Origin of the sequence: Alteromonas sp. M12 (genome assembly GCF_037478005.1) — a bacterium.
GTDB lineage: Bacteria > Pseudomonadota > Gammaproteobacteria > Enterobacterales > Alteromonadaceae > Aliiglaciecola > Aliiglaciecola lipolytica_A.
Genome location: NZ_CP144164.1, coordinates 2,120,218 through 2,132,435 on the forward strand (window position 1 = coordinate 2,120,218; position 12,218 = coordinate 2,132,435).

The window sequence follows — 12,218 nt, forward strand, 5'->3', positions numbered from 1 at the left end:
TCCCATTCAAAACTCTTTCATTGCCCCAACGGGCTTCTCTGATGCATATTTACTTAGCATTTTTCAAAATTAATAAAAATTTGTTGATCAATCACAGCCAGACTCTAGCTATAAGGGGCTGATTTCGTGTAGAATTGCCGGTTCTTTTTTTGAAGTACCATTAGCAGGTTTGTGAAGATAGGCCTTTAATTTATTAAGTAAAATTCCAATTCGAGGAAGCTATGGATCTCGACGCCATAATTGAACAGGCACAAATTAAAATTAACGATGCACAAGATGCGGCAACATTAGACGCAGTGCGAGTAGAGTTTATGGGTAAAAAGGGTCATATGACCGATTTGCTCAAAGGACTTGGTAAGTTATCAGCTGAAGAGCGTCCAATTGCCGGACAAAAAATAAACTTAGCTAAGCAAAAGATTCAAGGGCTTATTTCAGTTCGCGGCGAATACTTGCGAGATGCTGAGCTGAACGCTAAATTAGCCGGTGAAACAATTGATGTCACTCTACCAGGCAGAACTGAAAATCTCGGCGGGCTGCACCCAGTAAGCAGAACTATACGCCGAATTGAAAGTTTCTTTGGAGAACTAGGTTTCACCGTGAAATCAGGGCCCGAAGTGGAAGACGGTTTCCATAATTTTGATGCTTTGAATATACCCGCTAATCATCCAGCTCGTGCTGATCATGATACCTTCTATTTTAATCCTGATGTAATGCTGCGTACGCAAACATCAGGTGTGCAAATTCGTACCATGGAAGTAGAAAAGCCACCGCTACGTATTATCTCTCCAGGTCGTGTATATCGTAATGATTACGATCAAACTCATACGCCTATGTTTCATCAGGTGGAAGGGTTAATGGTGGATAAAAATGTCAGTTTTGCGGAACTTAAAGGTGTACTTCATGACTTTTTAAATAATTTCTTTGAAGCCGATTTACAGGTGCGTTTCCGTCCTTCTTATTTTCCTTTTACAGAGCCTTCAGCGGAAGTTGATGTGATGGGACAAAACGGCAAATGGTTAGAAGTACTGGGTTGCGGCATGGTTCATCCAAATGTACTTAGAGCGGTTAACATAGACCCAGAAGAATACACTGGATTTGCTTTTGGCATGGGAGTCGAACGTCTTACCATGTTGCGTTACGGTGTGAACGATCTTCGTGCCTTTTTTGAGAACGATCTTCGTTTCCTCAAGCAGTTTAATTAAGGGGACTCGATAAAATGAAATTCAGTGAAAAGTGGTTGAGAGAGTGGGTTAATCCAGCAATATCAACACAACAATTATCAGAACAACTTAGTATGGCCGGTTTAGAAGTTGATGCAGTTGACCCGGTTGCAGGCGAGTTTTCAGGTGTATTAGTGGGCGAAGTTGTTGAGTGTGGACAACACCCTAATGCAGACAAGTTACGAGTGACAAAAATTAACATCGGAGAAGACGAGTTAATTGATATCGTTTGTGGTGCACCGAATTGTCGACAGGGCATCAAAGTTGCTGTAGCAACTGTTGGCGCCGTACTACCAGGTAACTTTAAAATTAAAAAGGCGAAATTACGAGGTGAGCCTTCGTTTGGTATGCTTTGTAGTTTTTCTGAGTTAGGTATTAGCGATGATCATGACGGTATTGTAGAGCTTCCTAGTGATGCGCCAATTGGTCAGGATATTCGTGACTATCTACAATTGGACGATGTCACTATTGAAGTCGATTTAACACCTAACCGAGCGGATTGCCTTGGTATCAGAGGGGTAGCGCGGGAAGTAGGTGTGTTGAATCAGGTTGAAGTGAACGCACCAAAAATAGAAGGCGTTGATAGTAAAATTGAGGATACTCGAGAAATCCAACTTGTCGCACCTGAAGCGTGCCCAAGATATTTAGGCCGGGTATTAAAAAACATAAACCTTGCAGCAAAGTCACCTTTGTGGATGCAAGAGAAACTTAGACGTAGCGGTATTCGTAGTATTGATCCCGTGGTAGACGTAACAAATTACGTTTTACTTGAACTGGGTCACCCAATGCACGCGTTTGATTTGGATAAATTGGATGGTGATATTGTTGTCCGTTTTGCCAGTGAAAATGAAAAATTAACGCTTCTGGATGGCAACGAAACTAAGCTAAAAACCAATACACTGGTGATTGCTGATCAACGTAAAGCATTAGCAATGGCTGGGATTTTCGGTGGTTTAGAATCCGGTGTCACAAATGAGTCTAAGAATATATTTTTAGAAAGTGCATTTTTTGCGCCTGACGCGATTATGGGCAAAGCCCGTCAATACGGTTTGCATACTGATGCATCACACCGCTACGAGCGTGGCGTAGATCCACAGCTACAAAGAGTGGCAATGGAGCGAGCGACCCAACTTCTTTTGGATATTGTTGGTGGTGAAGCTGGACCAATAACTGAGTCTGTTAGCCAAGAGCATCTTCCAACACAAAAGACTATTCAACTGCGAGCATCGCGTCTGACGCGTATTCTTGGAATCCATGTAGAAGACGCGAAGGTGACCGATATCCTAACTCGTTTAGGTTTAGACGTTAGCTTCTCCGATAATAAGTGGACGGTTGTTGTACCTGCTTATCGATTTGATATCAGCATCGAAGAAGATCTGATTGAAGAGATTGCCAGAGTCTATGGATACAATAGTATTCCAACAATAGCGCCTACTGCTAAGTTAAAAATGTCGGTCCATAAGGAACAAAACCTTACTTTAGACAGACTAAAACAAACGTTGGTAGAGCGAGATTACCAAGAAGCGATAACCTATTCATTCGTGGATCCTAAAGTGCAAAGTGCTTTATTCCCTGACGCCTTAGGTATGCAGTTGCCTCATCCTATTTCTGCTGATATGTCTGCAATGCGTGTTAGTTTGTGGACAGGACTATTGCAGTCTGTGTCTTACAACCAAAAACGTCAACAAAGTCGTGTCAGATTATTTGAAACAGGTTTGAGATTCGTACCTGATGAGAATGAGAAAACCGGTGTAAGACAAGAAGTTGTTGTTGGTGGTGTGATATGTGGTAATCGCAACAATGAACATTGGAATATGGAAGACCGTGCTGTTGACTTCTACGATGTTAAAGCGGATGTAGAAGCTTTGTTGCAAACTACAGCTAATCTTTCTGAGTTTAGTTTTAAAGCGGCCCAGCATTCAGCTCTTCACCCAGGCCAATGTGCACAAATTTATCGTGATCAAGAGTTGGTCGGATATGTCGGTGCTGTGCATCCTAAATTTACCAAAATATTGGGGTTAAACGGCAAAACGTTCGTTTTCGAGCTTGATTTCAATGCAATTGGAGGCAAAAAACTGCCATTAGCTGAAGAAATTTCAAAATTTCCTGCTAATAGGCGTGACATTGCTATCGTTGTAGAGGAAGATAAAGTTGTAGGTGAAATAATTTCTTACATCGAAAAATTTGGCGGAAATCAACTAGTTGGCCTAAACTTATTCGATGTGTACAGAGGCAAGGGAATAGAGGCCGGTTATAAAAGCTTGGCAATCTCTCTTACTCTACAGGACCAAACAAGAACGCTTGAAGAAAATGATATTCAAGCGGTAGTTGAAGACATTCTGTCCCAGTTAGCAGAAAAGTTCGGGGCATCATTGAGGGATTGACTTTATGGCGTTAACCAAAGCTGAAATGGCTGAGCATTTGTTCGAAAAATTGGGAATTAATAAGCGGGATGCTAAAGATCTTGTTGAATCATTTTTTGAGGAAGTAAGAGAAGCACTTGAAGACGGAGAGCAAGTAAAATTGTCCGGCTTCGGTAACTTTGATTTACGTGAAAAAAATGAACGTCCTGGTAGAAACCCTAAAACCGGGGAAGATATTCCCATTAAAGCACGCAGAGTAGTGACCTTCAGACCAGGTCAAAAACTCAAAAGTCGTGTGGAAAATACGGAACCTTCAAACTCTTAAATCGAGTATTTCACACCCTTATTTTTATAAGGGTGTGAGACAGTTTCATTACCGGATAAACCTCCTAAAAAGCTGGTTAAAATCTGGAATTTACTGAATCTGATCACTTAATCTAAATAGTAATTTAAATGGCCAAAAAACTCTTACTGGTTGCAGCGTTAATTGTTGCGGCAGTTATCGCCTTAACGCAGTTAAATCAACCTGAAACTGTTTTAAGGGCTGATTTACCTAATCATCCATCTCAGAATCAGTCGGAAGATATTAAACAATACTCATACAAAGATATTTTAAACAATGATGAGTTTAAACTGGGGATGCAACAAGCTGTTGAAAATAATGACATTGAGCTTGCTAAAACGCTACAGGAAAAAGCCATTGAAATCGCAGTAGCCGCTAATTTGCCTGCAACTGAAGTATCCTTAATCTCTGGTGATAATGGATTGCGATTTATGCAGTTTTTAGCCAGTAGACAAATTTTTGTGAAAAAATTCCAACAACATTATCTTTCATTTCAAGATATCCAACAGTTGAAACTCGATTACCCAGAAGCGCAAGACTTGTTTGAGCGTTCAGATAATCTAATTGAAACTCGAGATAGTCAAATTCATGCATTAGCTGAACAGTTAGCAGGCGAGAGTGGGGATGTTGAATTGTATTTACAATTGGCTAAAGAACAGTGGATTGCCCGGCAATAAGCGCAGAAAACCATTGCTTAATTAGCGTGATGGAAGAATGCTAGTTAACTTTAAGATGCCAAGCGTTTTCTGATTGCCATTTTGAAATCCAATCCGGTATCTTTTCAGCTACCATGGGTTTAGCTATACCGTAACCTTGAGCTAGTTCGCAACCCAGTTTTACAAGGGCCTTTCCATGCTCAATGCTTTCTACACCTTCGGCGATCACTTTTCGTTGGAAAGCATTCGCTAAACCTACCACGCCTTGAACAATCGCTAAGTCATCAGTGTCCTCCAACATATCTCGTACAAAACTTTGATCTATTTTGATTAAATATGCTGGTAATCGCTTGAGATAGGTAAGTGAAGAGTATCCAGTGCCGAAGTCGTCAATCGCAAATCGGACGCCTAGTTCTTGGCATGTATTCATTGTTGTGGATACGAGGCTAGTATCGTGTAAAGCGCTGGTTTCAAGTATCTCCAGTTCTAATCGATTTGGATTGACTTCTGGGTGGGCGCTCAACAATGCAGCTAAACGAGTTGTGAAATTATTTTGTTGTAATTGATAAGCACTAATGTTTACACTTATCGGAATATCTAAGCCTATTTTTTGCCATTGGTGTATTTGCGACAAAGCGCTGTCGATAACCCATTCCCCCAATTTTAAACTAATTACATGACCTTCTATTAAAGGTAAGAATGCTAAAGGCGGTATCAAACCATTCACTCGGTGTTGCCAACGTATTAATGCTTCAGCTCCAATAACCTCACCGGTTCGCATGTTGACCTTTGGTTGATAATGCAGTACGAATTCGTCTTTTTGCAAAGCGATATGAACATTTTCAATACTTTCGCGTTGTGTGTTGAGTGCAATATCTTCTGCTGTATCAAACAAATGAAATCGATTTTTACCTGCTTGTTTGGCGATATACATAGCTTGGTCGGCATGACGAATGAGTTGATCGGAATCTACATTGTCGTGGGGATAAAGGGTGACGCCAATACTGGCTGAAACTTGCATCAACGCATCGCCTACATTTACAGGATCTGATGCCGCTTTCAAAAGACGTTTTAAAATCAGTTCAGTATCTTCAAATTTCTGTAAATCAACCATCACTGCAATAAATTCATCTCCTCCGATTCGAGCCAGAGTATCTCCCTCGCGCAAGGCTTCTTTCATACGTTGGGAAACGGCGATAAGCAGTTCATCTCCTACATTGTGTCCGTAGGTGTCATTGATGGCTTTGAAACCATCTAAATCCATAAATGCTACGGCTAACGATTGGTTGCGTCGTTCGCACTGCATGGTCGCTTGGCTCAATCTATCTGCAAGTAATACGCGATTTGGAAGATTCGTCAAAGCATCATAGTGGGCAATACGTTCTAGTTGTCCTTGATATGCTTTCATTGGCGTAATATCGGTGGATAAAGATACGTAATGCTGAACATTGCCTGTGGAGTTTTTTACCGCACTAATGGTCACTAATTCTGGATATATGTCGCCATTTTTACGTTGACTCCAAATTTCGCCACGCCAATGACCTTGAGTTTCAATGGTTTCCCACATTTCATCGTAAAACTCCGTAGAGTGGCGATTAGAGCGCAAAATACTGGGCTCCTTTCCTTGCACATCCTGAAGTGTATATCCGGTAATGTGCGTAAATGCTTCGTTAATTTCAATAATTTTAACATTGGCATCGGTGATCATGATGCCTTCTTGGGCATGGGTAAATACGCTGGCTGCTCGTTCCAGCTTTTCTTCGGCTTGTTTTTTCTCAATGGCGATACTTGCCAAACTCGCGGTTTGCTCAATCAGCAAAAGATCTGCGTCAGTCGGTTGGTGTGGAGCATGATGATAAATGGCAAATGTACCTAGCACTGTTCCAGTAGTTGAACGTATGGGCTCTGACCAACATGCGCCTAATCCAGCTTCTTTTGCGAGTTCTTTATAGGGAGCCCAATATGGATGGCAATTAATATCATCTACTACCACCCGTTTGTTGGTAAACGCTGCGGTTCCACAAGAACCCACTCCAATACCTATCTCTATGCCGTTAATAGCGTCATTGTAAAATTGAGGTAGGCCATTTGCAGTGCCAATAACTAAATGTTTTTGTGATTCATCTAATAACAGAACACTACAAAGCATATTGGGATTTTCTTGTTCAACGACCTGTACTATAGCGTGCAGTATTTCGCTTAAAGGTTTACCTCGAGAAATCAGCTCTAACACGTGACGACTTGACTTGACCCGCAATTCAGCCTGTTTTCGTTGACTGATATCGTGAATGATACCGACTAAAAAATGTTTGCCCTGAGAGTCGGTAAATCGGTTTTTTTTAGTCAGTACGGTTTTTTCTTCGGCCCCCAATATTGTTAACGTTTCTTCGCATAGAATTTCATCCCCAGTTAGTAATACTTTTTTGTCGACGGCTAAAAAGTGTTGGCGTTCTTTTGCTGTTACTTTTTCTGCAAGGGTTTTACCCAAAGCTTCTTTTCTTGTTACCCCGAATATTTTACAAAATGCATCATTCACAAGTAACAATCTGCACTCTTCATCTTTAACGAAAATGGGATCTCCAGTGATATTGAAAGCAGCATTAAAATACTTTTCAATCTCACTGGGTTTTTCAAAAAATTTACTTAAAGGAGGTGCCTTTTTACTATTTTTCGATGTCATGTTACAAACTCCTAGTCAGACAATTTTAACAAGAGATGCCTGTTTAGTTCTGCTGACCTGTATAACGATTTAACAATAGTTTTGGCTTCGATTGCTCAATTTGAATTTGATTTGAGTCTTTCTCAATAATTTCGAAGTGATATTGTCCGTGAGCATATTTATAAAGTTAAAAATAAATCGACAGGGTTTACGAATAATTGATTCTCTTTACAATTATAACTGCCATCGAAATTTTAGTAATTATACATTGGTTCTATAAAAATTAGCATAAGCGATAGGAAATAGATATTCTCGAACTCTACTTGATAGAAAAATCACGTTCGCGAGGTTGAGATTCAGGCGATTGAGGATACCTCTCTCAAGAGCAAGGGCATTAGTTCCATTAAGGTTTTTTAATTTACTTTATCTTTAAATCTTGGGGTAAATCGTCCTTAATAAATAGCCAAGCTAAAGCGGAAATTAGAAGACAAACACCGCAAATCACAAATAGTGAGTCTTTGTTGTCCACTTGATTTATATATTTTCCTATTCCTAAACTGGAAACTAATTGAGGGAGAACCACTGATAGATTAAATAAACCCATGAACAAGCCCATTTTTGCAGCATGTACTTTTTGCGACATTATTGCGAAAGGCAGGCTGATAGTTGCGGCCCATCCGATCCCTAAAAACGCCATCATTATATAAATACTTAATTTGCTTTCGCCAACTTGAGACAGCACAAAATATGCTAAAGACATCGATGCAATGCAGTAAGTATGTATTTTCACTCGGCCTAATTTTTTAGCCAATGGCTCTAACAATAACGCCGGTAAAATTGCTGAAACCACACTTAAAATAAGAAAGCCTGCGCTGATAACCTGACCTGTTTGGTTATCTGTTAATTCCGGTAGGTTCTGTTTAATAAAGCCAATAATATAGATAAACATCGACTGTACCCCCAGCCATGTGAACGCATGAGCGGCCAACACTTTTTTAAATCCCTGTTCACTGGTGCCATCGGGATTCTGGACTTCTTTACTGATGAGGGTTTTTAAAATTAATGCCAAGGTTATCACTAAGCAGATTGCTTCTATCCAATAGTGATGAATATCTATATTAGCGATTTTTACTGTAAACGCGTACACCGAGTAAAGAATAAACCCCCATAGCGGCTCAATCACTTTACAGCCATTCCAAAAGCCTAATTTTGGGTGAGGAGTGGCTGATTCAGTTTGCTGTAAAGAACGGGATTCGGTAACAAACAGCGGTGGCAAAATAGACATCACTAATACTAAGCCAACGCCCACATAAATTAGCGCGTAATTATTCCAAAATGTACCTATCACATAGGCCAAAACACCGAATGAACCGGATACGGTTTGCATCCATGTATAGCCTTTAGTGCGCTCATGTCCTTTAGGAGTTACGTCCGCGATTATGGAGCGAGTAGGGTTGAAGCTTATGTTGATTGATAAATCTAGTGTCAACGCTATAAGAACGGCAATACCTAAAATGGCTTCAATATTGAGTGCAGCAGAAATAATACCGATATTGGGTAAAGCTAATAAACTTAAAGAGGCAAGTACACCACCAATGATGATAAATGGCCGTCTTCGGCCTCCCCAGAACCATATGTTATCGCTAATTGCGCCAACGACTACTTGCCCTAGGATCCCTGCAATTGGCCCTGCTGCCCAGACAAATCCAACATCGTGTAAATCTAAACCATACTGGGTTGTTAATATCCAACTTAACGCGGCTATTTGCACTGATAGTGCAAACCCCATAGCACTTGCTGGTAAACTAAGGAGGGTGTAAAAACCATTACTAAGATTTTTTTGTGCCGCTAGCATACTATTCTCTTATTTTTATTATTTGAGATAAAACTCTGCTGTTAACATTATTGTAACCTAAGCGTTTGCTTTTGATAGAAACATACGTATGCAAAACTCAAAATAGCGGCATAACACAAGAAAAGTGATTTTCACTTTAGTTATGTCATTCATTCTTATATAGTTTTGTTCATCCAATTGAATTATTAATGAGAGCCCAATGGGACCAATAATGCTGGATGTCAGTGGGTATGAAATATCACCCGAAGAAAAAGACATCTTAGATCATCCGCTGGTAGGCGGAATCATACTATTTTCACGAAATTACCATGATCAGAAACAACTTAAAGAGTTGGTTAGTGAGCTACGAAAAAATGCGCGTAACGACCTGTTAATTGCTGTTGATCATGAAGGGGGCAGGGTACAACGCTTTCGTGAAGGTTTCAGTGCGATACCGGCAATGGGCAGCTTTTGTGCGGCTGACGCCAAGATCTCTGAGTTGATGCTGACACAAGCAAATACCTTTGGTTGGCTAATGGCTGCTGAGTTACTTGCATTTGATATCGATATTAGTTTTGCACCAGTTTTAGATATTCATGGCGTATCTGATGTCATCGGAAATCGCAGTTTTCATCAAGATCCAACACATATTGTCTCACTTGCCAGCGCCTTTATTCATGGCATGCACAGTGCTGGTATGAAGTGCACTGGAAAACATTTTCCAGGCCATGGCAATGTTAAGGAAGATTCACATATTGCAATGCCGGTAGATAAACGCAGTAAAGAACAGATATTTCAGCTTGATATGACTGTTTTTGATAAGTTACATCAACAAGGTTTGCTAGATGCGGTGATGCCAGCCCACGTTATCTATCCTGCGGTAGATGCTTTACCTGCTGGCTTTTCTCCTATTTGGGTTGGGCAAATTTTACGTCAACAACTTGGCTTTAACGGCGTAGTGTTCACTGATGATTTATCGATGCAAGGTGCGGTGCAATTGGGCTCAATCGTAGAGCGTGCGCAAGCCGGTTTAAATGCAGGCTGTGATATGACATTGGTGTGTAACAGTCCTAATGAAGCAGCCCAAGTCATCGATGGTTTACCCAGTGATTACCAATCAACAGGGCGAGTGAAAAGTATGCGTAAGGGGCCTTTTCCAGGTTTTTCTGAGTTACAAAAAACGGCGAAATACCAAATGGCATTAAAAACCTTAGGTCAATTTAATGAAAGTTAATTATCCGGTTATTGGTGCTGCATTTGTTGTATCTATTGCAGTCTATGCGGGTTTATACTTTTCATTACAACAAAGCCACATTATTGCCATTACTGCATCTATAACCTTATTCATTGCTACTTTGTGGGTATCAGAGGCACTGCCAATTCCGGCAACATCACTTATTCCTTTTTTTGCTTTCCCTATGGCGGGGGTGATTACCCATAAAGACGCTGCATCTGCTCTGGGCAGCCATGTCATTTTATTATTGATGGGAGCATTCATGTTGTCTAAATCGTTAGAGCGATCTAACGTTCATAGCCGACTTGCACTGTATATGTTGAGGATGACGGGCAGTCAAAGTCCGCGACGTTTAGTTCTTGGTTTTATGCTAACGGCAGCTATTCTAAGTATGTGGATTTCAAACACGGCCACAACCTTAATGTTGTTACCCATTGTTTTAGCCATCGTTCCCCATATTAAACAACAAAAGATTGTTGTCGCCTTGTTGTTGGGAATTGCCTATTCCGCAAGTTTGGGAGGGGTAGGCACGCCGATTGGTACACCCCCTAATATTATTTTCATGAGCGTCTATTCAGAAGTACAAGGACATGAAATTGATTTCCTTCAATGGATGAAGACTGGGGTGCCTGTTGTAATAATCGCTATACCCTTGATGGCTTTATGGTTAACTCGAGGCCTTAAGACCATGGATGATTGCCATTTACCTAAAGTAGGAAGCTGGCAGGTAGCCGAAAAACGCGTGTTAATTGTATTTTCGATTGTTGCTCTGGCTTGGGTCTTAAGACCTTATTGGACAGATTGGTTTAATATGCCTTATGTTGGCGATAGCAGTATTGCCCTTTTTGGCGTTGTATTAATGTTCCTAGTTCCTAATGGCAACTTGGATAAACAAGGTAAAAAAGAAACGCTTTTGGATTGGCCCACAGCGAATGATATTCCATGGGGAATGTTACTGTTGTTTGCTGGCGGGATTTGTATTGCTAAAGCATTTTCCGCATCAGGATTGAGTGAGGTTATGGGCGGCTGGTTGAATGGTTTGTCACAATTGCCAGTTCCATTGTTGGTTCTGTCGGTGTGTCTTTTTGTGACATTTTTAACCGAGATAACCTCGAATACAGCTACGGCAACACTATTGATGCCTATTTTAGCTACCGCAGGAGTAGCTGCAGGCATAGATCCAGCATTATTGATGATGCCAGCTGCAATGAGTGCAAGTTGCGCATTTATGCTTCCGGTGGCCACAGCTCCCAATGCTATTGTTTATGGTACCGGAAAGTTCAGTATTAAAACCATGGCCAGAGAAGGAGTGATGCTAAATATTATTGCTGCTTTGGTCATCACGGGTGTAACTGTTTTTACTTTCTAAGTTAACCTGACTAAACCTTTATTTCGTCTATTACATAGTGGTGGTTGACGGCCCTGGCCAGGACAAATAAATAGTCAGATAAGCGATTCAGATATTGCAAGCACGCTTCAGGTACGGGGTAATTTGAAAGTAACCCAACCATGCGTCTTTCTGCTCTTCTGGTTACCGTTCGACATATTTGAGCTTGTGCAGCGACTGGATGACCACCTGGCAAAATAAAGTGGGTTTGAGGGGGGAGTTCAGCTTGCAAACTGTCAATATTGGTTTCTATTGCCTGCACATCTTTATCTGTTAAAGTTGCATTGGCTGAAATAGCGAAACCGATTTGAAACAGGTTTTTCTGAATATCCGTTAACAGCTCAGTTTGCGCAGTGATGACAGGGCACATAGTGTTGCTTATCAACATCCCTATATGCGCATTCAGCTCATCTAAAGTGCCGTAACATTCTAATACCTCATCACTCTTATCTAAACGAACCACTTTGTCTGCATAAATTTGGGTTTTACCGGTGTCACCTGTTTTAGTATATATTTTCAAGT

General features: G+C 40.8%; 9 protein-coding genes. 6 read left to right on the forward strand and 3 right to left on the reverse strand.

From position 1 onward, the window contains the following. Positions 1–221 precede the first annotated feature (221 nt). From pheS to VUI23_RS09125, 4 genes are all read left to right on the forward strand, one after another. Complete coding sequence (gene pheS, locus VUI23_RS09110; RefSeq protein ID WP_216047295.1) at positions 222–1,202, forward strand: phenylalanine--tRNA ligase subunit alpha; 981 nt, start codon at positions 222–224, stop codon at positions 1,200–1,202. A 14-nt stretch (positions 1,203–1,216) separates the two neighbouring features. Beyond that, the gene (pheT, locus tag VUI23_RS09115; protein ID WP_342807950.1) at positions 1,217–3,604 is read left to right on the forward strand and encodes a phenylalanine--tRNA ligase subunit beta; all 2,388 of its coding nucleotides are present in this window, start codon (positions 1,217–1,219) and stop codon (positions 3,602–3,604) included. Positions 3,605–3,608: 4 nt separating this feature from the next. Next, on the forward strand, positions 3,609–3,908 hold the full coding sequence (locus VUI23_RS09120; RefSeq protein ID WP_216047293.1) for an integration host factor subunit alpha: 300 nt from the start codon (positions 3,609–3,611) through the stop codon (positions 3,906–3,908). A 128-nt stretch (positions 3,909–4,036) separates the two neighbouring features. Next, positions 4,037–4,603 carry a hypothetical protein gene (locus tag VUI23_RS09125; RefSeq protein ID WP_342807952.1) on the forward strand — a complete coding sequence of 189 codons (567 nt, stop codon included), beginning with the start codon at positions 4,037–4,039 and terminating at the stop codon, positions 4,601–4,603. A 40-nt stretch (positions 4,604–4,643) separates the two neighbouring features. Here VUI23_RS09125 and VUI23_RS09130 read toward each other — a convergent pair whose 3' ends face one another. Together VUI23_RS09130 and VUI23_RS09135 are read right to left on the reverse strand one after the other, a co-directional pair. After that, entirely contained in the window at positions 4,644–7,262 is a 2,619-nt protein-coding gene (locus tag VUI23_RS09130) for an EAL domain-containing protein (protein ID WP_342807954.1), read from the reverse strand. A 397-nt stretch (positions 7,263–7,659) separates the two neighbouring features. After that, a complete protein-coding gene (locus VUI23_RS09135; RefSeq protein ID WP_342807956.1) occupies positions 7,660–9,096 on the reverse strand; it encodes an MFS transporter in 1,437 nt (478 codons plus the stop codon). A gap of 199 nt (positions 9,097–9,295) precedes the next feature. Here VUI23_RS09135 and nagZ point away from each other — a divergent pair, with 199 nt between their 5' ends. After that, positions 9,296–10,309 carry a beta-N-acetylhexosaminidase gene (nagZ, locus tag VUI23_RS09140; protein ID WP_342807958.1) on the forward strand — a complete coding sequence of 338 codons (1,014 nt, stop codon included), beginning with the start codon at positions 9,296–9,298 and terminating at the stop codon, positions 10,307–10,309. Continuing rightward, entirely contained in the window at positions 10,299–11,678 is a 1,380-nt protein-coding gene (locus VUI23_RS09145; protein ID WP_216047288.1) for an SLC13 family permease, read from the forward strand. The genes nagZ and VUI23_RS09145 overlap by 11 nt, the downstream gene beginning before the upstream one ends. A gap of 10 nt (positions 11,679–11,688) precedes the next feature. Here VUI23_RS09145 and VUI23_RS09150 read toward each other — a convergent pair whose 3' ends face one another. Beyond that, positions 11,689–12,216, reverse strand: coding sequence for a cob(I)yrinic acid a,c-diamide adenosyltransferase (locus VUI23_RS09150; protein WP_216047287.1), 528 nt, complete (start codon positions 12,214–12,216; stop codon positions 11,689–11,691). Positions 12,217–12,218 lie beyond the last annotated feature (2 nt).

Bases quoted from the DNA above. Each gene is read 5' to 3' on its own strand.
- pheS (WP_216047295.1), top strand. From the start codon at position 222: ATGGATCTCGACGCCATAATTGAACAGGCACAAATTAAAATTAACGAT.
- pheT (WP_342807950.1), top strand. From the start codon at position 1,217: ATGAAATTCAGTGAAAAGTGGTTGAGAGAGTGGGTTAATCCAGCAATA.
- VUI23_RS09120 (WP_216047293.1), top strand. From the start codon at position 3,609: ATGGCGTTAACCAAAGCTGAAATGGCTGAGCATTTGTTCGAAAAATTG.
- VUI23_RS09125 (WP_342807952.1), top strand. From the start codon at position 4,037: ATGGCCAAAAAACTCTTACTGGTTGCAGCGTTAATTGTTGCGGCAGTT.
- VUI23_RS09130 (WP_342807954.1), bottom strand. From the start codon at position 7,262: ATGACATCGAAAAATAGTAAAAAGGCACCTCCTTTAAGTAAATTTTTT.
- VUI23_RS09135 (WP_342807956.1), bottom strand. From the start codon at position 9,096: ATGCTAGCGGCACAAAAAAATCTTAGTAATGGTTTTTACACCCTCCTT.
- nagZ (WP_342807958.1), top strand. From the start codon at position 9,296: ATGGGACCAATAATGCTGGATGTCAGTGGGTATGAAATATCACCCGAA.
- VUI23_RS09145 (WP_216047288.1), top strand. From the start codon at position 10,299: ATGAAAGTTAATTATCCGGTTATTGGTGCTGCATTTGTTGTATCTATT.